The organism is Staphylococcus sp. 191 (genome assembly GCF_011174885.1).
GTDB lineage: Bacteria > Bacillota > Bacilli > Staphylococcales > Staphylococcaceae > Staphylococcus > Staphylococcus coagulans.
Window position 1 is genome coordinate 220,820 of sequence record NZ_PNRJ01000001.1, and the last position, 21,922, is coordinate 242,741.

Below are 21,922 nucleotides of genomic sequence, written 5' to 3' on the forward strand. Positions count from 1 at the left end.
TTTTCACCCTTCTGATTTTAGTTCGAATAATAAATCTCTTAATTCTGTTGCTTTTTCGAAATCCAGTGCTTTTGCTGCTTCTTTCATTTCTTTTTCGACATTTTCTATCGTTTTTTGACGCTCTTTTTTCGTCATTTTCTTCGGCACTTCTGTACGTGCATCTTCATTTGTCTCATCAGATTCCACAGTCGCACTAATCACATCATGAATTTGCTTATTAATTGTTTGAGGCACTATGCCGTGTGCTTCGTTGTAAGCCATTTGAATTTCACGACGTCGTTCGGTTTCATCGATTGCGACTTGCATAGAGTCAGTGATTTTATCAGCATACATGATAACTTCACCTTTATCATTTCGTGCTGCACGACCAATCGTTTGAATAAGGGAACGTTCAGAACGTAAAAAGCCCTCTTTATCAGCATCTAAAATCACAACTAAAGAAACTTCCGGTATATCTAAACCTTCACGTAACAGGTTGATACCAATTAATACATCAAATGTTCCCATTCTTAAATCTCGAATGATTTCTATACGTTCAAGCGTTTTAATTTCTGAGTGAAGGTAATTAACTTTAACACCTGCTTCTTTAAGATATGTGGTTAAGTCTTCACTCATTTTTTTCGTTAATGTCGTAATTAAGACACGTTCATTACGCTCTGTGCGTTCCTGAATTTCACTTAATAGGTCGTCGATTTGGTTTTTCGTAGGTCGTACTTCAATTTTAGGATCCAGTAAGCCTGTAGGTCGAATAATTTGTTCTACCATTTCGTTAGTATGTTCAATCTCGTAAGGTCCTGGTGTTGCCGAAACATATACGAGTTGCTTCGTTTTTTCTTCAAATTCTTCAAATTTTAATGGTCTATTGTCTAACGCACTTGGTAGACGAAAGCCATGCTCAACCAGTACCTTTTTACGTGCTTGGTCACCATTATACATACCCCGTATTTGTGGTAAAGTCACATGTGATTCATCAATCATCACTAGCCAATCGTCACCGAAATAGTCTAGCAACGTATACGGTGTCGAACCTAAAGGTCTTAATGTTAAATGGACAGAGTAATTTTCAATCCCTGAAGTGAATCCCATTTCTCGCATCATTTCTAAATCATAATTAGTACGTTGTTCTAAACGTTGTGCCTCTAAAAGCTTGTTTTCACTTCTTAAATATTCAAGTTGTGTTTCAAGTTCTTTTTCAATTCTTTCGATTGCAATTTTCATTTTTTCTTCACGTGTTACGAAGTGTGATGCAGGAAACAACGCAAAATGTTCTCGTTCTCTAAGGACTTCCCCAGTTAAATAATTAATCTCGCTAATTCGATCAATTTCATCACCAAAAAATTCAACCCGAATACATAATTCATCACGTGAAGCCGGAAATATCTCAACAACGTCTCCTCGCACTCTGAAAGTTCCCCGTTTAAAATCAATATCGTTACGTGTATACTGCACATCAACAAGCTTTCTCAATAAATCACTGCGGTCCATTTCCATACCGACACGAATACTTACTACTAAGTCACGATATTCATCCGGATTCCCTAAACCATAAATACAGCTTACACTTGCAATAATAATGACATCATCTCTTTCAAATAACGCACTTGTCGCAGAGTGACGCAGTTGATCAATTTCGTCATTAATAGATGCGTCTTTTTCTATAAATGTGTCAGTAGATGGAACATACGCCTCAGGTTGATAATAATCATAATAACTCACAAAATACTCTACTCTGTTCTCAGGAAAGAAGGCTTTAAATTCACTGTAGAGTTGTCCTGCGAGCGTTTTATTGTGAGCAATAATTAATGTTGGTTTCCCTACCTCTTTTATCACATTACTCATTGTAAAGGTTTTACCTGTCCCAGTAGCCCCTAACAATGTTTGATGGTGCTTTCCTTCCTTAATCCCTTTCACAAGCGCCTCTATTGCTTTAGGTTGATCACCTTGTGGATCAAATTTTGAAGCAATTTTAAAATCATGATGCTCCATCCCTGTTCGCCTCCTATCAACTTAATACTCATATTTTAACAGAATACAATTAAAAAATACAAACATTTGTTCGTAATGCGTGATTGTGCTTGCGCTATGTTTTAACATGTCAAAAAGGAGCGTATCTGATTGCAATGTCTTGCTTTTCAGATTCACTCCTGGTGAAAAATATTTATTTTTATAACCATTCTAAATATAACAATTGTAATATAAATACTTTTAAATGTTATATTCTATTGTCATCATCATGCTCAGTCCGGTGTTTCTCTAAGTAATCCATAATGAGATATCCTACTAGCAATGAGACAACATCTAAAAAAATAATCCATTCATTATGAAAAAAGCCCTTGTAGACGGAAGCCCCTATAACTACAAGTGTAATGAGAGTCCCAATCCATTTACTTCTCGTTATCGTACTGAAAAGAACAACAAGTACACATGGAAAAAAAGCGGCTAATATATACCAGATCAATCCAATCACATCTTTCTTTTATTAAGGATATGCATTGTTGTTTCTCTTAATTCAGTTTTAGGGATAAATCTTTCTGTTAACATTTCAGGAATAATATGTTCTATGAAATCTTGAACTGAATACAAATGATCAAATTGCATGATGGTTTCGAGACTCATTTCGTAAATTTCGAAAAATAGTGGTTCAGGGTTTCGTTTTTGAATTTCTCCAAACGTTTCATACAATAAGTCAATTTTATCAGCTACTGACAAAATTTGTCCTTCTAATGAATCATCTTTCCCTTCTTGTAATCGGCGTCGATATATATCTTGATACTTTTCTGGAATTTCTTCCTTAATAAAAGTATCAACCATTTCTTCCTCAACCTGTGAAAAAAGTTTTTTTAACTCACCGCTTGCATACTTTACAGGTGTTTTAATATCACCTGTAAAAACCTCTGCAAAGTCATGATTTAATGCTTTTTCATATAAACTTTTCCAATCCACTGTTTTCCCGTGATACTCTTCAACAGTGCCTAAGTATTGGGCGATTTTAGTTACTTTAAATGAATGTGCCGCTACATTATGCTCAAAATATTTAAACTTTCCCGGTAAACGAATTAGTTTTTCTAAATCTGATAATCTTTTAAAATATTGATGGACGCCCATAGCCAACCTCCTCTAAAATCAATTAAGCGCATGCAAGCTATTTGTTGATTATATTAACACATTTATATTGAATTTTTCACTTGTTTTTACAGGTTTCACTGATATTTAACAAAAATGAATACAATTTAAAATAATTCTTTTCGCGAAGCCTTAAAGCCTAAAATACAAACGAGCTGACACGCCATCAATATCAGTTTTTTAGCGTTTTTAATTTGAAAAACATGTATAAAAAAGGAACGAAAGATGAATTCTATATCACATCATAGAATTCATCTTTCGTTCCTTATTTTGATACAACTTAATGCATGAGATGTCTTAAATAAGCCTCTATAAATGGACTAATATCGCCATCCATCACTGCATTGACATTGCCTGTTTCTTCATTTGTTCGATGATCTTTTACCATGGAATACGGATGGAATACATAAGATCGAATTTGGCTTCCCCATCCAATTTCTTTTTGTTCACCACGAATAGCTGCTAACTCTTGTTCTTTTTGCTCGAGTTCAAGTTGATATAGCTTTGCTTTTAACATTTTCATCGCAGCTTCTCTGTTTTTAATTTGTGAACGCTCATTTTGGTTGTTCACAACGATGCCAGTTGGATGGTGTGTAATACGAATGGCAGACTCTGTTTTATTAATATGTTGTCCACCTGCACCAGAAGCACGGAAAGTATCTACGGAAATGTCATCAGGATTGATTTCAATTTCAATTTTTTCGTTGTTGAATTCAGGTATTACATCACAAGATGCGAAAGACGTATGCCGTCGGCCCGAAGAATCGAAAGGCGAAATACGTACTAAACGATGAACACCTTTTTCAGCTTTCAAATAGCCATAAGCATTATGACCTTTCACAAGCATGGTAACGCTTTTGACACCCGCCTCATCACCCGCTTGGTAGTCTACAATCTCCGTTTTGAATCCTTGTTGCTCACAAAAACGCTGGTACATGCGTAACAACATATTGGTCCAATCTTGAGATTCTGTTCCACCTGCACCTGGGTGCAACTCTATAATTGCGTTATTTGCATCATGTTCACCATTAAGTAAGAGTTGCAACTCAAAATGATTGAGCTTCTCTTCAAAGTCGATGACTTCAGCTTCTACATCTTGCTTGATATCTTCATCATATTCGTCTTGCAATAGCTCAACGGTTGCTTCCATATTTTCAATCATTTCTGCGACTTCGTAATAGTCTTGAACTACTGACTTTAACGCATTATTTTTATCGATGATTTCTTGAGCACGGTTTTGATTGTCCCAAAAATGTGGATCAGCCATCATTTCCTCATACTCTTGAATATTTGTCTCTTTATTTTCTAAGTCAAAGAGACCCCCTTAGTTGTTCTAATTTCGAGGCATAATCATCAATATTACGCTTAATCTCTGATAATTCCATATTTATCTCTCCTTCAAATGTTCGACAACTTATTTTCCATGACAATTTTTATATTTTTTGCCACTACCGCATGGACATTGCTCATTACGACCAATTTCTTGGTCCTTTACAAAAGGTTGGGGCTTCGCTTTCTCTTTGCCGTCCTCAGCTGAGACGTGCTTCCCCTCCAACTCCTTTGTTTTTTCACGCTCCACATCATCATCCACAGTAATTACTGATTTTAGGATATATTTACTTACATCTTCTTCAATGCTTTGCATCATGATATCAAATAACTCGTGACCTTCATTTTGATAATCTCTTAACGGATTTTGTTGACCATATGAACGTAAGTGAATCCCTTGTCTTAATTGATCCATCGTATCGATATGTGATGTCCAATGATCATCGATAGAACGAAGAAGAATCATACGTTCAAATTCTGGCATACGATCACCTAATTGAGATTTTTGACGCTCATAAGCAGCCTCAATTTTAGCCCAGATGACTTCAAACATGTCTTCTTGGTCTTTGCCTTTAATTTCACTTTCTTTTAAGTCGCCCTCATGTAAGAAAACGTCTTCGATATAATGAATAATAGGTTCATAATCCATTTTTTCTTCGTCTTCATTCACATAATAATTCAATGTTCGTTGCAACGTTGATTTCATCATTTGAATTACGAGCTCTGAACTTTCAACTTCATCAATAATGCGATTTCGCTCTTCATACATAATTTCACGTTGTTTACGTAAAACTTCATCATATTCTAAAATACGTTTACGTGCATCAAAGTTATTACCTTCAACACGTTTTTGCGCAGATTCTACAGCACGAGAAACCATTCTAGATTCAATTGGAGTAGAGTCATCCATACCCAAACGGTTCATCATAGCTTGCATTCGATCTGAACCGAAACGCACCATTAAATCATCTTGTAATGAAAGATAGAAACGGCTGTCCCCTTGGTCCCCTTGACGACCTGAACGACCACGTAATTGGTCATCAATACGGCGAGATTCATGTCGTTCTGTACCAATAACAGCAAGACCTCCAAGTTCTTCTACACCTTCGCCAAGTTTAATATCTGTACCACGACCGGCCATGTTTGTTGCAATTGTTACCGATCCTCTTTGACCTGCACCTGCAACAATTTCGGCTTCTCTTTCGTGGTTTTTAGCATTTAACACACTATGACGAATACCACGCTTTTTCAGTAAGTTAGAAATATATTCAGAAGTTTCAACCGCAACTGTCCCTAGTAATACCGGCTGACCTTTACGGTGTTTTTCTATAACCTCTTCGACAACCGCATCGAATTTACCTTTTTGACTCACATAAATTAAATCGGACTTATCGTGACGTTGAACAGGTCGGTTGGTTGGGATTTGCGTTACTGTCATATTGTAAATATTGCGGAATTCTTCTTCCTCTGTTTTAGCAGTCCCTGTCATACCAGCTAACTTGTTATACATTCTGAAATAGTTTTGGAATGTAATTGAGGCCATTGTTTTGGACTCATTTTGAATTTTTACGTTTTCTTTTGCTTCGATTGCTTGATGCAATCCTTCTGAAAAACGGCGTCCAGGCATTGTACGACCTGTAAATTGGTCTACAATTAAAATTTCGCCGCCTGTTACCATATAGTCAACATCGCGTTGCATTGTATAATGCGCACGTAACGCAAGATTAATGTGGTGAATAATATCAACGTGTTTCACATCATATAAATTCTCTATTTTGAACATACGCTCAGCTTTATCAATCCCTTGTTCAGTTAATTGAATCGCTTTTGTTTGTACATCGTAATTATAATCTTCTTCAGATTTAAGCATCTTCGCAAAAACGTTGGCTTGCGTATAAAGTGATGTTGATTTTTCGGCTTCTCCAGAAATAATTAAAGGTGTACGTGCTTCATCAATTAAAATAGAGTCAACCTCATCAATAATTGCAAAATTGAGCGGACGCATAACACGGTCTTCTTTATAGTTCACCATGTTATCTCTCAAATAATCGAAACCAAGTTCGTTATTTGTACTGTACGTAATGTCTTTACTGTACGCTTCACGTTTGTCGATAGTGCTCAAACTGTTTAAGTTTAAGCCTACAGATAGGCCTAAAAAGTTATACAGCTCAGCCATTTCTTCACTTTGTACACTTGACAAATATTCATTGACTGTAATTACATGCACACCGCGACCAGTGAGCGCATTTAAATACGTTGGCATCGTTGCAGTCAATGTTTTACCTTCACCTGTTCTCATTTCAGCTATGTCACCATTATGGATAGCAATCCCACCCATGATTTGAACTTTGTAAGGTGTCATATTGAATACACGTTTAGAGGCTTCACGGACGAGCGCAAATGCTTCAGGTAAAATGTCATCTAACTTATTATTTTGTTTTCTAATATCTTCAACTTTTTGTACTTCTTCTTGAAAAGCTTTCGTTTTCGCTTTCATTTCATCATCAGTTAATAGCGCCATTTGTTCTTCTAAGGCTATGACTTTGTCTGCTAATTTACTTAAACGTTTGACTTCTCTTTTATTACCGTCAACCAGTTTAGTTAAAAAACCCATTTTGTTCGCTCCTTTAGCGTTAATACTGTGTCGCTTACAACAACTCATCATACCATTTTTGAGTATAAATTTATACTCAAATACTCAGTTGCATTGCCGTCGTTATTTATCACACTACTATCATACGCGTATTTTACTAAAAAAGAAATCTATGGCAATGGTCTACCATAGATTTCTTAAATATCAATCCAATATGTCATGAACTCCATTCTCTATAATACTAGGCTCAAAGGTTGCGCCTAAATGGTGAAATTCACGTTTCCTTACTCGACATATTGATTATTCAGTTTCAATTAAACCGTATTTTCCATCTTTACGACGATATACAATACTTGTACCATCTGTTTCTCGGTCATTGAATACGAAGAAATCATGTCCTAATAAGTTCATTTGTAAAACCGCTTCTTCTGAATCCATTGGTTTTAAACTAAATGTTTTTGAACGGATGATTTCGATATCAGAATCTGTAGCTTCGTTTTCAACCTCTGGTTCTGCACCTTCAACATCAACAAAAACATCTTCTTCAAAACCACGATCTCTATTTTTACGGTTCACACGTGTTTTATATTTACGGACTTGACGTTCAAGTTTATTATTAATCAAATCGATTCCGGCATATAAATCATCGTGACGTTCTTCCGCACGAAGTGTAACATTCTTCAAAGGAATTGTCACTTCAATTTTAGTGCTAGAGTTTTGGTATGTTTTAACTTTAACATGAGCAGTTGCATTGGGTACATTAGTGAAATAACGTTCTAATTTACCAATCTTCTCCTCAATATAATTTCTGATAGCATCTGTGATTGTGAGGTTGTCTCCATGAATTTCAAAGTTAATCATAGTGCTCGCTCCTTTCAACCTCTTTTTAAAATATATTCCTTACTTATATTTTAACATGTTTACGCTATCTCGCAAACGTTAACATACTTAATTTTCTGACTTTTTGTTGTAATAATACATCTGCGGCACAATGTGCTGTATGACCCGTTGTGTAAATATCATCAATAAGTAGAATAGACTTGTTTTCTAAACATATCACACTCTTATCATGTTCAAAATAAATCGGATTCTGAACCTTAAATCGTTCGCTTAGCGTTAAAGTATATTGTTTCGGTCGTACATTCATCTTTAAACAATCAACATAAGCGATTCTTTGAAAATCTAATATCGTCTTTACAGGGTTAAATGTACGTTTGATATCATTATCTCGACTTGAGGGGATAGGAACAATGAAATCAATATCATGTGCTGGTATTTTAATATAGTAAGCAAAAATCTCTGCTAGGGCTACATCTTGTAAAAATTTATATTGATGAAACAGCGCTTTAATAAAGCCTTGGTAATGAAAAATCGCGTTTATCGTTTCAAAGTATTGCGTAGAAAGATTGAGGTAATCACAATTACGACAATATCCAGATGCACAGACACCTAAACAATAAGGACATCGACCCTCTTTATTAAAACGGCAAGCTTGGATCGCTTCGTCACAACTCATACACACAATTTTTGGTTTTGAAAAAAGCGATCGTATCCCCACCTCTTCATCATATGTTTTCATACAGTAATGGCATCTCACCCATCAATCCACCCTTTCTGCCTCGCAATTCGATTCATCATTTTGATTTCTCGTCGTGCTGTATACATGGCTGTTGTTCTTCCCTCGTGAAAAAAACACACATCACCTCCTGGGCTTTGCATTTTCCGCCCTACACGACCAGCAATTTGAATTAATGCTGTTGCAGAAAATCGGTGACTATCAACCACCCAGACATCTAAGTCTGCCATTGTAAAACCACGTTCTAATATCGTGGTTGTTAACATAATTGAATACGCTTTTTGTCGTAGGGCATCAACTTTCTTTATGCGCGCACTATCTTCACTATGCACAAAGTGAAGTTGATCTATTTGATGACGGTACGTTTCAAAAAATTTTCGCATTTGTTGAATATCACTAAAGAAAATCAGTGTGGTTCGTTGCTGTTTTTGTTGATGTCTCATTTGATTAAGAAGATAAAATTGAACTTTGGAAAAACGAACTTTAAAGTATTTAAAACGTGGGACGACAAGTGGCTTTTGATGAAAGCGAGCAGGTAAAGTAATCGTATGTTTATCATCAAACTGTGCTTTTAATTTTTTAGGTGGCGTAGCTGTCATATAAATCAAACTTTTATGCGTTCTTGCGGCATTTTCAATTGTATTCATTAAAGTGGTATCCATCGATAAAGGAAAAGCATCCACTTCATCTACAAATATCACATGGAAATGATTTTTAAACCGGTAGAGTTGGTGTACTGTTGAAATCACAAAATGCGCATCATAACGCTGTTTACTCGCTTGATGTAGCACATCGATTGCTTCGCTTTGAAATGATTGTTGAACACGATAACTGAGTTCAACCACAACATCTAGTCGCGGAGATACAATCGCCACATTGTATCCGGCACGTCTTGCGCGTGCAATAGCTTCAAACATCATTTCTGTTTTTCCAGCACCTGTTACAGCGTGAAGTAGTAAACTTTCAAAATTCATAACCGCTTGTACAATACGATCAGAAGCAAATTGTTGCTGTTCCGACAGCTGGAAAGTGAGATGGTACTCCCCTGTTGTACACTTCATTAAACTTTTCATTATATAGACCGTCGTTAAATTATCAATCCTCCCCATTTGAACACAGTGGCGACAATATACAACTGTCTTTTCGTGGTAGGGACTCTTGTAACGATAAAAATGTTCAGAAGCTGTTGTTGCACATCTCGCACAAAACCATCCTTGTTTCGTTCGTTCAATGCCTTTCTGTTGTGTTTCGATATCTACTTTCCTACATAGCGCTACATCAGTAATCAATTGTCCGTTAAGATACATTTAAGTGGCCCCTTTCACCTATATACACGCCTATGTCCAATGAATTACTTTCTCGCTTTAAAAAATATTTACACATTGTTTTTGTAACTTCATGCTATTCAAAAATCAATGACAGGCCGAAGAATTTAAATAACTGGCAATTTATCATCTTTTATAAGCAAATTCGTCTTTAAGCATCACAAAAATAAAGACACCTTAAAACCAACACTATGCGTTTGGTTTTAAAATGCCTTATGCTTCGAATATGTTTATTCAACTTCTTCATCTGCTTCAGGTAAACGGATATCACGATTCGTTACACCAATCCCAAAACCACCTAAACCTAAATGAGATGAAATAACTGGACCAAATTCTGAAAAAATAATATTTTTTTCAGGAAAACGTTCTAGCAGATCTTCATAGACATGGTGAGATTCTTCTTTATTATCTCCGCCAATCACCATTACTGTTGCAGCTTCAAACCGATCAGCTAATTCAATTGCTTTTTGTTCGATTAATTTCAACGCTTTCTTTTTTGTACGGACTTTCTCATAAGGAACAATTAAACCGTCTTCAAATGTAAGCACGGGTTTCATTTTGAGTAAGTTTCCAATCCATGCTTGCGCCCCAGTAATTCGGCCACTTTTATGTAAATTTTTCAAATCATCTACAACTAAAAAAGCACCTGTATGATCTCTCATTTCAATCAAATCGGCTAATATTTCTTGTACATCTAAACCTTGAGCAATTAGGTCTAACGCACGAATAACAAGTGCGCCCTCTGGTAAACATGCAATTTTTGAATCAACTGGGTGAACGTTAATACCTTCAACCATATCAGCTGCTTGTAATGCTGTTTGATACGCACCACTAATACCGCTTGAAAGATGAACCGTAATTACATCTGTATAGCCCTCATTTTTGTATGCTTCATAAGCATTTATCATCTCGCCAATTGCGGGTTGACTTGTCGTCGGAATTGTTGCTGATTTTTCTAATATATCATAAAATTCATCTGCAAAAATTGAAATATTTTCTTTATAATTCTCACCGTTTTCCAATGTAATACTCAATGGTACAACACGAATATTATTTTTTTCTAAAACATGCTGAGGGATATAGCTTGTTGAATCAGTCATCACAGCTATCTTCATTTTTATTTCCTCCTCTAAAAGCTAAAACACAATCGTGTATTTTATTTGCAATCACTTTGATATGATTTAAGTGATATAAACGCTAATCGAAAAAATAGCGATAATTGTCAATGTGTGCAGTTCGGACTCGAACGTTGTCAAGTATGGCTATGCATATTTAAACTAAACCTACCCGCGCCATTACACCTCCAGTTTAATTCAACCGAAAGACACAAATCCTTACAATATGTACTTGATACTTTCTTTTATATCAGATTTCTTATTATATTGCTATTGTTTTAACATACAACAATTTATAATTATACCAACAGTTTTCATAGGTTTCCAATAGGTATGTGGATGCAATCACCTAACGCACATCAATTATTGCGTTTTAACAATACGTGAAAGACGCTCGATTTATTCATGATAACTGTACTATAGCCTATAAGAAAATTCATCTCGTGGTGTGGCATCAAGAACAAAAAATATTGCAACATTTGCCTAATCTTATATGAGACTTGTTAATATAGTATAATAGACAAAGTAATTTGAACAATAAAGGGTGACATTTATGACAGATTCAGTCATTACAATAAAAGATGAACATATCATAGAAAATGTAATTAATAAATCACGATTTATCGCACATATCAAACCTGTGCAAGATGAATCAGAAGCAAAAGCATTTATTGAGACCAAAAAGAAAGAACACCGTGAAGCCACACACAATTGTTCAGCATATACAATTGGGGATACCATGTTAATTCAAAAAGCAAATGACGATGGTGAACCTAGTGGTACAGCAGGTGTCCCTATGTTAGAAATGTTAAAAAAACTGGAGGTTCATAATGCAGCGGTTGTTGTTACACGTTATTTTGGAGGCATTAAATTAGGTACGGGCGGTCTGATTCGTGCATATGGTGGCGCAGTGAGAGATGTCATCCAAGATATTGGACGTGTTACTTTAAAGCCTGCGATTCCAACACGACTATCAATTGCATATGAACTGACAGGTAAATTTGAGCACGAACTTCAAAGTACCAACTTCATATTAAGAGACACAAATTATACGGATCAAGTTACATATCATATCGATGTGTTAGAAGAAGATTACGATGCGTATATTCAATTTGTAAACCAACATACGCAAGGCAAGTTCACCATGAAAGAAGACCCTGTTAAACGTTTGCCTTTCGATATCGATTAACGAATGACTTCAAAAATCAATTTACCCTTCCATGACTGGTGTAAAATCATTGATGCATTCATCCTCAACATCCTTTCATGAAAACAAACAAAAACGGGAGTGGGCATTACTCCCAATCCCGTTCTAACTTGTTTATGAACAAACGAACTTCGTTGAATTAAGTTTTAAAAATTTAATACTTGACTAATTAAAAGCGCTTCATCTTCTTAATACTAAATCCATTCTTAAGATTCTGTCGTAAAAATGGATTTGAAAAGACTACACTATTATCTACTCTCTTTTCGCTTTGAAATTAAGTTAAGTAATGGTCGATAATCATCGTCAATTAACCCAGTAAACTCGACAATCAACTCAATTGTAACCACAATCAAAATAATCATTAAGAATACGCCCCATGGTTGTGATAAGTATAAAATAATACTTACAACACTAAACATGAAAGCGATGGAATAAATGAGTATGACGGTTTGACGGTGTGTATAACCTAAGTCCAACAGTTTATGATGGAGGTGCGATTTATCTGCTTGCATAATATGTTGTCCTTTTTTCACACGACGAATCATTGCAAATAAAGTATCAATGAACGGTACAGCTAAAATGACTATCGGGAAAAACAAGGATATAAATGTAATATTTTTAAAACCAAGTAATGACACAAAGCCAATAATAAAGCCAATCAATAACGCCCCACTATCCCCTAAAAATATTTTTGCCGGGTGGAAATTGAATACGAGGAAACCGAGTAGTGAACCAATTAATACACTACAAATCATGATGATAAAGATATTACCTTGTAAGATGGCAATAAATGCAATCGTAGCTAATGCAATGACAGATACCCCTGCAGCTAGACCGTCTAAACCGTCAATAAGGTTGATGGCATTTGTAATGGCGACAATCCAAAAAATAGTAATTGGGATACCTAGCCATCCAAAATGAATCGTTGGTCCAATAGGCAAGGAAATAAAATCAATGGTCACCCCATAAGAGACAACTACAGTTGCTGCTAATATTTGACCTATCAACTTAATAATAGGTTTAAGGTCATATAAATCATCAATCAAACCCACTAAATAAATCACAACTGAACCTAGAAGTAACGGCTTAATTTCCCTTTCAATAGGTTCTCCAAGCCATATACCAATTAAAAATGAGAGTAAAATCGCCGATCCTCCCAGCATTGAAATAGGCTTAGTGTGGATCTTACGGAAATTAGGCTTATCAACAATATCCAATTTTTTAGAAACAGCGATAACGACAGGTATAATCATCAAACTGACTATCATTGAAACGCCAATGAGTATTAAAGTATACATCAGTTCACCTTCAATAAATGAAAATTTTCTTTATTAATATTCGACAAACAACAGCATATTTATAATGAGCTACCTTTAGAAAGTTTAACGTAAAGAATGAACTGTACTAAAACATAAATAAAAGTTAGAATGCTTTGTATAAGACAATCTAGAAGTTAGAACCAACATTCATCTTTTATAAACTTCAAACGGTAAATTGCGCACGCTTGTAAAGCGCATACGTCATCTTATGCGCGATTGCGCTTTTAGCATGAATCAAATAATCATACTTTTTATTTTAAAATAAAACTATTTGCATTAAAATCTATTTAAAAATGGTTTTACACGCTCAATCCTGTTATATATCCTACCATTCAAACGCTTCAAACACTTTATTATATTATCATATATTAACATGTAAATGCCTTTAATAACATTTATAGAAGCGAAAATTATTATTTTCTTTTTCATTATCATTGTATATTCTTTTACGTTATTCTCATGATCACTCTATGCGTTATGATCGCTATCCATTTTGACACAATTGTGATATTTTAACTTATTATAAAAATACTAACACGACGTTTTATCATTTAAAATTCTGATTTTCTCTTATAAAAACGAATGACAAAATGTAACATTTCACTTACAATAACTAATGGTCAAGAAAAGGAGTCATAAATTATGATTGAAGCTATTATTTATAATATTTCAGTAACCATTGCTGGTATATATTTATTTCATCGTCTTCAATACGCAGAATCACACGATTTTAGATTTTCAAAAAGCTATATCACCGTATTGATGACAATTGTTGGACTATTACTAGCATTATATCCCGTACCCATAGAACATTATATGGTTCAACTTTCTTTTGTTCCTTTACTATTTTTAGGACGCTATACAAATTCCTTTTACACATTTATTTCAGCCATTATTATTGCACTTGTCGGCTATTTTGTATTATCTACATCTTTAACTTATGCTATCGCACTGATTATCATTGCAGGCGTTGTGAGTACTATTGGCCCATTTTTAAAACAGAACCATGTCGTTGCAATTCAAATTTTGAATGTATTAAGTATCATTATTTTGACCGTTATTGCATTATTTATGCCATCGTATGATATCAAAGAAGTCATCTACTTAATACCACTTTCTGTTATCGCTACTTTAGTAACAGCGATTTTCTATGTTGATTTATTAAGATTTTTCTCTTTAATCGAACGTTACGAAAATGAAGAAACGGTGGATTATTTGACGGGATTAGGAAATGTTAAAGAATTTGACCGTCATCTCAACGAAGTCTCACGTATTGCAGATGATAATAACCAAAGTTTAGCTTTATTACTGATAGACATTGATGGTTTCAAAGATGTCAATGATGCACATACACATCGTGCTGGAGATGCTGTTTTAAAACAAATGTCTCACTTATTTCAAAATTACGTACCTAAAAAGACTAAAATTTTTCGTAATGGCGGTGAAGAATTTTCGATTGTCCTTCGTCATTATTCTTTAGATGAATGTGTGAAACTCGCCGAAAATATTCGAAAAGCAGTTGAAAAGTCTAATTTTCACCTTCCTGATAAAACGGTGATTAAACTTTCTGTATCGATTGGTGTCGGCTATTTAGATAGTGAAGCACATAAATCTCATCGAAAAGTTTTTAAAGATGCAGATGACATGCTCCACGTTGCAAAAAATGAAGGCCGTAATAAAGTCATGTTTAATCCAATTATTAAATTACAATAAGCAAGATGCTTTAAACACTTCGCGTATGACACGTTCATCCACGCGAAGTGTCTTTTTTGAGTGCTATATTTTTAGTCGTTTTTTCAAAGTAGAAAAGAAAATAATTCTGTAACAACAACACCTAGTTCAGAAACTAAAGTAACGCTATAGCGCATTGAATGAATCTCCTTTTTTTAATGTGAAATTGTGAAATTATTTTGAGATAATTTTGAGAGTGGGCCTATTATGAAAAATATTATTTATTCCCCATATGTAAAGCTTTTGCTTATGATTTTTTGAAAACATAGGTATTATATATTGCAAGACCCTTTATTCCAATGTAGACTGACAATTGATTGTTATTAAAAAGGAGGCATAGTCATGGCAGAGGCATTAACGATTATAGATGAAGATAAAGTCATTGACGTTGTCTTACTTGCAGGTAAAGTCCTACTAGAAAGTGGTGCTGAAACGTACCGAGTTGAGGATACAATGGGCCGAATTGCTGCAAGTTATGGACTTGAAGATACATATGCTTTCGTCACATCTACAGCCATCATCTTTTCTTTAAATGATCGTACGAATACACGTCTTGTTCGGGTGCGTGAACGTACGACGGACTTAGAAAAAATTGCAATGGCTAATAATATCTCACGAAAAATCTCACGAAATGCTTTAACATTAGACGAAGCAAAATCGGAGTTAATTCATTTAGACCATGCTTCGTTACAGTATTCGTTTATTATTAAATTTATATCCGCTTCCATTGCATGTGGCTTTTTCTTATTCATGTTTGGCGGTGTCGCACATGATTTTATTTATGCAGTTATTGCAGGTGGCGCGGCATTTTTAACATTTGATTTAGTACAACGCTTTATACAGATTAAATTTTTCTCTGAATTTATAAGTGCAATGGTCGTGATTACGATTGCTGCCTTTTTTACTAAAATGGGTTGGGCAATCAATCAGGATATTATCACAATCGCTGGTGTTATGCCCCTTGTCCCAGGTATTTTAATTACGAATGCCATTCGTGACTTAATGGCGGGAGAACTACTTGCCGGAATGTCTCGAGGTGTCGAAGCCGCATTAACCTCTTTTGCTATCGGAGCAGGCGTCGCGATTGTATTACTCATATTTTAAGAAAGGTGTGGGAAGCATTGACCGTCATTTTGTATTACATTGCGCAGTTTATGATTAGTTTTATTTCTACAATGCTATTTTCAGTTATATTCAATGCACCTAAGCGATTGCTAGTTGCGTCAGGCTTTGTAGGTGCAATGGGTTGGTCCATTTATAAATTCACTGTAGATATGAACTACGGCATCGTTATGGCCGCTTTTCTTGGAAGCTTTATATTAGCGATTATGAGTCATACGATGAGCCGCCGTTATAAACGCCCTGTCATTATTTTTATATTACCTGGTATTATTCCTCTTGTACCAGGAGGCGCGGCTTATGAAGCAACACGACTATTAGTATCAAATTCCTATACACCCGCTGTAAACCAGTTTTTAGAAGTAACACTAACGTCTGGCGCGATAGCTTTTGGAATACTCTGCGCTGAGATCTTCTATTATATCTATACACGCATCAAGCATTACTATGGTAAACTTAAAGGTAAGACTTATCGTAAAGGTTATCATATGAATAACCGTATTTAACGTAAAGAGAAGGAGTGGTCAACTTGAAAGAACAAATTATCGAAAGACTCACACGCTACACTAAAATTAATACACAATCTGATCCCAATAGTGAGTCAACACCTTCCACTACAAGACAATGGGATTTATTACATCTTCTAGAGAAAGAATTGTCAGCGATGGGATTGCAAACAGATTTAGATGATCAAGGCTATTTATTTGCGACATTAGAAACCAATATTGAAGTACCGGTGCCAACTATTGGCTTTTTAGCTCATGTAGACACTTCTCCTGACTTCAATGCTGCAAATGTCAATCCTCAAATCGTCGACAATTATGATGGCGGTATTATTAAATTAGGTACATCTGGACGTGAAATCAATCCTGAAGTCTTTCCAGACATCGTTAAAGTTAAAGGGCATACTTTAATGACGACTGATGGCACTTCATTATTAGGTGCAGATGACAAAGCAGGCGTCGTAGAAATCATGGAAGCATTACGTTACCTATTAGATCATCCAGAGATTAAACATGGTCGTATTCGAGTAGGCTTCACTCCTGATGAAGAAATTGGTCGTGGGCCACATCAATTTGATGTTGAACGTTTTGATGCAGATTTTGCTTATACAATGGATGGTAGTCAATTAGGCGAACTTCAATATGAAAGTTTTAATGCTGCAGAAGCAACGATTACTTTTGAAGGCGTCAATGTTCATCCGGGTTCTGCAAAAGATAAAATGGTCAACGCTTTAAATCTGGCGAATATTTTTCATCAATCGCTACCTGCTCAAGAAGTTCCAGAGCATACAGATGGTTACGAAGGATTCTTCCACCTGATGCAAATGAACGGTAATGTTGAAAAAGTTACATCACAATATATTATTCGAGATCATAATCGTACTTCATTCGAAAATCGAAAACAAACTTTAATTGAAATTCAAGAGAAGATAAACGAACAGTATTATTACAATCCTGTAAACCTTGTCATTCATGATCAATACCATAATATGGCAGAAAAAATCATACCACTTCAACATATTATAGATATTCCTAAAGCCGTTTATAAAGATTTAGGCATTACGCCAAATACTGCACCTATACGTGGTGGTACAGATGGTTCACAATTATCATTTATGGGGTTACCGACACCAAATCTTTTCACAGGCTGTGACAATTTTCATGGGCCCTATGAATATGCATCGATTGATGTTATGGAAAAAGCAGTTCAAGTCATCATTGGTGTCGTACAAAAAGTGGCTGAAAATCAAAAAGCATAACTTTATTGCTGTCAAAAGAAGTCAAAAAGAGTCAGAGAAACTGTATTCTCTGACTCTTTTTTATCAATTGTATTTCGCTTTGAAAGCATTCTTCATTGAGGGAGGCAATTTAACCCCCTCAATCTAGATGTCATCTTAAAACAACTCAAATTATTGTTATCCTAAACTTCTTTTATTGTGGTAAATGCGTGCGCAATAACTTGATGGCTTGTATTGTATTATGGCGTAATTGAATCCCCATTTTGAAGTCTGTCAATTGTTTTGGCATTTCGATAAAGCTATTAAACATAGCCGTTACACCTAAAGCTTCGAAACGTTCAAATTTATCTGCAGTGCCACACAATGCCACAGAAACTTTATCATGTTTTTGACATAATTCAGCGATGCGCAATGATGATGTATCTATAATTTCATCTTGTTCATCTATACCTTCACCAAAGATGATTAAATCCGCTTGTCCAACTAATTGATCAAGACCTGTAATTTGATCAACAAGTTCATGACTTGTATTGATTTCAGCATTAAACAGTGCCGCCATAGTTGCAGCAGTCCCACCGCCTGCACCGCCTCTTTCAATAGGACCTAACAACAATTGATGTTCATTTTTAAATAACTCACTCAAATACCATAATAGGTTATCAATTTCTACAGCTTGAGTTCTATCTATTTGCTGTTCTATATAAGTTTTCATAATCGCACTTTGTTTACCATATAACTTACTTTCAAAATCGACCAAAACTTGGATACGACATTGTTGCAACCGTTGATCCAAATCACTTGTATCAATATGACGAACATGCTTAATTTGGCGTGCACCTTTTGTCATGTCAACACGTTGACCTTCGTCATCATAAAAACGTGCACCTAACGCTTCTAACATACCCACACCGCCATCATATGAAGCAATGCCACCAACTGAAATAACGATATGTTGTGCCGCTTTATCTAACGCATGTCGAATGACTTCACCAAGACCATAGCTTGTCAAGTTGACGTGTGGCGCTTGACCTGTTAAAAATTGACTTGCTTCAATCACTGTTAAACCATCATCTGTATGGCCGTATGTGACATCAACAGCTTGCATTTCAGCATTATGCGCAGAGATTCGATACTGTGTTCCAGACTTCCATAGAAATACAGCGTTCAGCAATTCTCTTCTACCATTAAATAATGGAACTTGAACGATATCTGCAGATTCTAATTGGCTCGCTACAGCTTCTTCCACATAGCGATTAGCATCATAACTCGAAATAATGCCGTTATATTCATCCATCGCAACTAAAACTTTCATTTTGTCACCCTCTTATCTCTCATATCTCTTAAATATCAAATTGAAACGATTCGTTATTGATTATACTGTTTTTTCACTGCTCAAACTGCTAGCGTACTATGAGCGCTACAATTATAATACAATAGGTATCTTGCTTGCATAAACGCTATAACAAGGTATGCTTTTGGAAAGATTAAGCTTCCATTTTCTCTCTATTTGTCCATTTTAATAATCATGGATTGTTCAACCACTCCATATTATAGCGTTGACTTATAATTGAATACAAACGAATAGAACGCTTATAGACATTTTGTAGTGATTCTACAATACCCTATAAGCGTTCCATTTTACAAATTGATTACTCTTCAGCTTGCGCAAGTGAAGATACATTAATATTATTGTGGCTATCATGCCATTTGACCTCACCATTTACAAAATAAAATGCCTGTGGTGATTCGTGCTGAATACCTGTTTTTTCAGCAATATAATCCGATAATTCTCTTTCTTCTTGAACAACGAGATAATAACCGTCCATATCACGTTCATATAAAAATTTATTAAACTGGTCAAATGCATTTTCGGAAATTGGACATGTATTACTATGCTTTAATATAAAAATATAGTTGTTTTGTTCAAGCACTTGCTCAAATTGGTCAATCGAAGTTAGCTTTATCGCCATTCTCTTCACCTCTAAGTATATTTTCTGTTTGTCTTTTATCTGTCATTTAATTCAACTTTTCTCAATGTGTACCATTATACACACATAATCTATCCTTGTTAACCTTTAATTTTGATTGAAACTGGAAATCTACACGTATGAAATCCATTCTTTTCTTCCTTATGACGCATATGATTCCCCTTTAATCCTTAGTATTACGAGCGATCTTATTTAGACTCTAACTTTCTTTTTTCTTTTTCAAAAGGTTGATCGAAACGTTCTAAATCGTCCCCTTTTGTTACTAATTGATTCACATCAAATTTTGATAATTTTTCACTATATTGAATCGTTTTCGCTCTTTCTTGATAATAACGTTCTAATTTATAATACATTTCAATCGCATTTTGACGCGCGTTATTTGTTGCACTGTCTTTTAATTGCGTTTTATTTAGTTCTTTTATTTGTCCTTGAATGAGCGGTAGCATTTCTTTATGAATGGCATCTAATTGTGCCTTCTCACTTTTAGCATTCATTGATTTTTCTGCTATCTCTTTAATCTCTTGGTTGTTACTGATGAGTTTATTTTCAAGCATTTCATTTTCTCTTGAACCTTGTTCTGTTTGTTTCGCCAAGTTCATTTGCGACTCGACACGACTACGGTGTTTTTCAAATGCTTGTGTAGAATCTAGAATTTTTTCATTGGATTGAATAGATTTTTGACAAAGTGCTATAAATGAATCCAATTGTTTGATTTCATGTTCTTTTTGATCAATTCCTTTTAAATAAGTTGATTTTAATGCTTTCAATGTATCATCTCGTGCTGGTAGTTGATTGGCTTCCTCTTTATAATCTTTAAATTTCGGCTTTAACTTTTGATCGATTGCTTTTTTTATGTCATTAAATGCTTGTTTATTTTTATCTGTCGTATCGGTTTGACTTAAATAATGAATTTGATTTAAGTCCATTTGATTGAGTGTTTTACTTAATATGCGTTCTTTTTCATTGACTATTTTCATATGTTGATCAAACGCTTTTAATTGGTCTTCAGACGAATGCATACATGCCGGAAGTAACATGAGCGCTAAAAAGCTTAAAATTATAATTTTAATCCATTTTTTCATCATTGCACCCCTTATTAATTCGTATTATACAGAAACATATTTAACTTGAAAATAATATATGTTATAGTTATGCAGAATTAAGCAAAATGCCTTATTTTAGCCATAAGGAGGCTTTCACATGTATCGTCATGTTCAACCTTTTATTACCGAGCAACACCAAGATTTTTATGCGCAACAATATCAAAAATATCAAGATATTCTCTTTAACTTATTGAAGTCTCCAGTGAAAAGTACACAGCATATCGGAGGGACCTTTCATTTTAACTATCCTACAGAACCCATCCTAGACATTTTAGTCGGTGTGGACAACCTTCATGATATTACTTCATTAGATGAAAAAAGATTAAATTACGCTGGATTTTATCGTTTGCATCATCCTTACGAAAAAAAGGTTATGATGGCGAAGTTTAATAACTTAATTGATTTAAAACAGGAAGTCCGACTGCATATTCTCCAACGTCACACTCCTATTTTCGAACAGTATGCGCAATATCATGATTTGTTAACATCCCATCCAAAAGCCATTGACTATTTTTCAACACAAAAACAGCAATTGACAGATACAACGTTAGCTATTCGAGATTATGAAGCACAAAAAGCACAATGGTTTAAAAATCTGCGTCAATATTCGTCTTAGAATTTCGATTAAAACATGACGCTTTATCATAAAACAG

19 protein-coding genes are annotated in these 21,922 nt (G+C 35.0%); 6 read left to right on the forward strand and 13 right to left on the reverse strand.

Annotation, left to right across the window (positions count from 1 at the left end):
- Positions 1 to 3: 3 nt before the first annotated feature.
- The 9 genes from uvrB to fakB1 all read right to left on the reverse strand — a co-directional run bounded on the left by uvrB (position 4) and on the right by fakB1 (position 11,061).
- Entirely contained in the window at positions 4 to 1,986 is a 1,983-nt protein-coding gene (uvrB, locus tag C1H58_RS01120) for an excinuclease ABC subunit UvrB (RefSeq protein WP_165545048.1), read from the reverse strand.
- A 226-nt stretch (positions 1,987 to 2,212) separates the two neighbouring features.
- Entirely contained in the window at positions 2,213 to 2,458 is a 246-nt protein-coding gene (locus C1H58_RS01125; protein WP_165545049.1) for a CsbA family protein, read from the reverse strand.
- A 5-nt stretch (positions 2,459 to 2,463) separates the two neighbouring features.
- On the reverse strand, positions 2,464 to 3,105 hold the full coding sequence (locus tag C1H58_RS01130) for a YfbR-like 5'-deoxynucleotidase (protein ID WP_016424521.1): 642 nt from the start codon (positions 3,103 to 3,105) through the stop codon (positions 2,464 to 2,466).
- A 298-nt stretch (positions 3,106 to 3,403) separates the two neighbouring features.
- Positions 3,404 to 4,508 (reverse strand): peptide chain release factor 2 gene (gene prfB, locus C1H58_RS01135; RefSeq protein WP_372448654.1). Its coding sequence is split into 2 segments (ribosomal slippage): positions 3,404 to 4,444 and positions 4,446 to 4,508, totalling 1,104 coding nucleotides; the frame shifts between segments, so codons are not numbered across the junction.
- 29 nt (positions 4,509 to 4,537) lie between these two features.
- A complete protein-coding gene (gene secA / locus C1H58_RS01140; RefSeq protein ID WP_050331598.1) occupies positions 4,538 to 7,066 on the reverse strand; it encodes a preprotein translocase subunit SecA in 2,529 nt (842 codons plus the stop codon).
- Between the two features lie 279 nt (positions 7,067 to 7,345).
- Positions 7,346 to 7,906: a ribosome hibernation-promoting factor, HPF/YfiA family gene (hpf, locus tag C1H58_RS01145; RefSeq protein WP_016424517.1), complete on the reverse strand. Its 561-nt coding sequence runs from the start codon at positions 7,904 to 7,906 to the stop codon at positions 7,346 to 7,348.
- 64 nt (positions 7,907 to 7,970) lie between these two features.
- Positions 7,971 to 8,624, reverse strand: coding sequence for a ComF family protein (locus tag C1H58_RS01150; RefSeq protein ID WP_169925599.1), 654 nt, complete (start codon positions 8,622 to 8,624; stop codon positions 7,971 to 7,973).
- A gap of 14 nt (positions 8,625 to 8,638) precedes the next feature.
- The gene (locus C1H58_RS01155) at positions 8,639 to 9,928 is read right to left on the reverse strand and encodes a DEAD/DEAH box helicase family protein (RefSeq protein WP_165545051.1); all 1,290 of its coding nucleotides are present in this window, start codon (positions 9,926 to 9,928) and stop codon (positions 8,639 to 8,641) included.
- Between the two features lie 248 nt (positions 9,929 to 10,176).
- Positions 10,177 to 11,061: a fatty acid kinase binding subunit FakB1 gene (fakB1, locus tag C1H58_RS01160; RefSeq protein WP_165545052.1), complete on the reverse strand. Its 885-nt coding sequence runs from the start codon at positions 11,059 to 11,061 to the stop codon at positions 10,177 to 10,179.
- A 553-nt stretch (positions 11,062 to 11,614) separates the two neighbouring features.
- Between fakB1 and C1H58_RS01165 the strand changes: the two genes are divergently transcribed.
- Positions 11,615 to 12,250 carry a YigZ family protein gene (locus C1H58_RS01165; RefSeq protein WP_165545053.1) on the forward strand — a complete coding sequence of 212 codons (636 nt, stop codon included), beginning with the start codon at positions 11,615 to 11,617 and terminating at the stop codon, positions 12,248 to 12,250.
- 266 nt (positions 12,251 to 12,516) lie between these two features.
- Here C1H58_RS01165 and C1H58_RS01170 read toward each other — a convergent pair whose 3' ends face one another.
- A complete protein-coding gene (locus tag C1H58_RS01170) occupies positions 12,517 to 13,566 on the reverse strand; it encodes a glycosyltransferase family 4 protein (protein ID WP_050331602.1) in 1,050 nt (349 codons plus the stop codon).
- Between the two features lie 663 nt (positions 13,567 to 14,229).
- Here C1H58_RS01170 and gdpS point away from each other — a divergent pair.
- The 4 genes from gdpS to pepT all read left to right on the forward strand — a co-directional run bounded on the left by gdpS (position 14,230) and on the right by pepT (position 18,199).
- Entirely contained in the window at positions 14,230 to 15,300 is a 1,071-nt protein-coding gene (gene gdpS, locus C1H58_RS01175) for a GGDEF domain-containing protein GdpS (RefSeq protein ID WP_050331603.1), read from the forward strand.
- Between the two features lie 360 nt (positions 15,301 to 15,660).
- On the forward strand, positions 15,661 to 16,422 hold the full coding sequence (locus C1H58_RS01180; protein ID WP_050331604.1) for a threonine/serine exporter family protein: 762 nt from the start codon (positions 15,661 to 15,663) through the stop codon (positions 16,420 to 16,422).
- A gap of 26 nt (positions 16,423 to 16,448) precedes the next feature.
- Positions 16,449 to 16,943 (forward strand): threonine/serine exporter family protein, encoded by a 495-nt coding sequence (locus tag C1H58_RS01185; RefSeq protein ID WP_050331995.1) that lies wholly within the window; start codon positions 16,449 to 16,451, stop codon positions 16,941 to 16,943.
- A 23-nt stretch (positions 16,944 to 16,966) separates the two neighbouring features.
- Positions 16,967 to 18,199 (forward strand): peptidase T, encoded by a 1,233-nt coding sequence (gene pepT / locus C1H58_RS01190; protein WP_165545054.1) that lies wholly within the window; start codon positions 16,967 to 16,969, stop codon positions 18,197 to 18,199.
- A gap of 172 nt (positions 18,200 to 18,371) precedes the next feature.
- On the opposite strand, the gene C1H58_RS01195 is transcribed toward pepT, so the two are convergent.
- From C1H58_RS01195 to C1H58_RS01205, 3 genes are all read right to left on the reverse strand, one after another.
- Positions 18,372 to 19,490 (reverse strand): glycerate kinase, encoded by a 1,119-nt coding sequence (locus C1H58_RS01195; RefSeq protein ID WP_165545055.1) that lies wholly within the window; start codon positions 19,488 to 19,490, stop codon positions 18,372 to 18,374.
- Between the two features lie 337 nt (positions 19,491 to 19,827).
- Positions 19,828 to 20,148, reverse strand: coding sequence for a bacillithiol system redox-active protein YtxJ (ytxJ, locus tag C1H58_RS01200; RefSeq protein ID WP_016424506.1), 321 nt, complete (start codon positions 20,146 to 20,148; stop codon positions 19,828 to 19,830).
- Positions 20,149 to 20,354: 206 nt separating this feature from the next.
- Complete coding sequence (locus C1H58_RS01205) at positions 20,355 to 21,248, reverse strand: EMYY motif lipoprotein (protein ID WP_165545056.1); 894 nt, start codon at positions 21,246 to 21,248, stop codon at positions 20,355 to 20,357.
- Positions 21,249 to 21,366: 118 nt separating this feature from the next.
- On the opposite strand from C1H58_RS01205, the gene C1H58_RS01210 reads away from it, so the two are divergent.
- Positions 21,367 to 21,885: a GrpB family protein gene (locus C1H58_RS01210; RefSeq protein WP_060830275.1), complete on the forward strand. Its 519-nt coding sequence runs from the start codon at positions 21,367 to 21,369 to the stop codon at positions 21,883 to 21,885.
- The last annotated feature ends 37 nt before the right edge of the window (positions 21,886 to 21,922 follow it).

What these genes read in the sequence shown, in the direction of transcription:
- uvrB (WP_165545048.1), bottom strand. Translation starts at nt 1,986, where the DNA reads ATGGAGCATCATGATTTTAAAATTGCTTCAAAATTTGATCCACAAGGT.
- C1H58_RS01130 (WP_016424521.1), bottom strand. Translation starts at nt 3,105, where the DNA reads ATGGGCGTCCATCAATATTTTAAAAGATTATCAGATTTAGAAAAACTA.
- secA (WP_050331598.1), bottom strand. Translation starts at nt 7,066, where the DNA reads ATGGGTTTTTTAACTAAACTGGTTGACGGTAATAAAAGAGAAGTCAAA.
- hpf (WP_016424517.1), bottom strand. Translation starts at nt 7,906, where the DNA reads ATGATTAACTTTGAAATTCATGGAGACAACCTCACAATCACAGATGCT.
- C1H58_RS01150 (WP_169925599.1), bottom strand. Translation starts at nt 8,624, where the DNA reads ATGAAAACATATGATGAAGAGGTGGGGATACGATCGCTTTTTTCAAAA.
- C1H58_RS01155 (WP_165545051.1), bottom strand. Translation starts at nt 9,928, where the DNA reads ATGTATCTTAACGGACAATTGATTACTGATGTAGCGCTATGTAGGAAA.
- fakB1 (WP_165545052.1), bottom strand. Translation starts at nt 11,061, where the DNA reads ATGAAGATAGCTGTGATGACTGATTCAACAAGCTATATCCCTCAGCAT.
- C1H58_RS01165 (WP_165545053.1), top strand. Translation starts at nt 11,615, where the DNA reads ATGACAGATTCAGTCATTACAATAAAAGATGAACATATCATAGAAAAT.
- C1H58_RS01170 (WP_050331602.1), bottom strand. Translation starts at nt 13,566, where the DNA reads ATGTATACTTTAATACTCATTGGCGTTTCAATGATAGTCAGTTTGATG.
- gdpS (WP_050331603.1), top strand. Translation starts at nt 14,230, where the DNA reads ATGATTGAAGCTATTATTTATAATATTTCAGTAACCATTGCTGGTATA.
- C1H58_RS01180 (WP_050331604.1), top strand. Translation starts at nt 15,661, where the DNA reads ATGGCAGAGGCATTAACGATTATAGATGAAGATAAAGTCATTGACGTT.
- C1H58_RS01195 (WP_165545055.1), bottom strand. Translation starts at nt 19,490, where the DNA reads ATGAAAGTTTTAGTTGCGATGGATGAATATAACGGCATTATTTCGAGT.
- ytxJ (WP_016424506.1), bottom strand. Translation starts at nt 20,148, where the DNA reads ATGGCGATAAAGCTAACTTCGATTGACCAATTTGAGCAAGTGCTTGAA.
- C1H58_RS01205 (WP_165545056.1), bottom strand. Translation starts at nt 21,248, where the DNA reads ATGAAAAAATGGATTAAAATTATAATTTTAAGCTTTTTAGCGCTCATG.
- C1H58_RS01210 (WP_060830275.1), top strand. Translation starts at nt 21,367, where the DNA reads ATGTATCGTCATGTTCAACCTTTTATTACCGAGCAACACCAAGATTTT.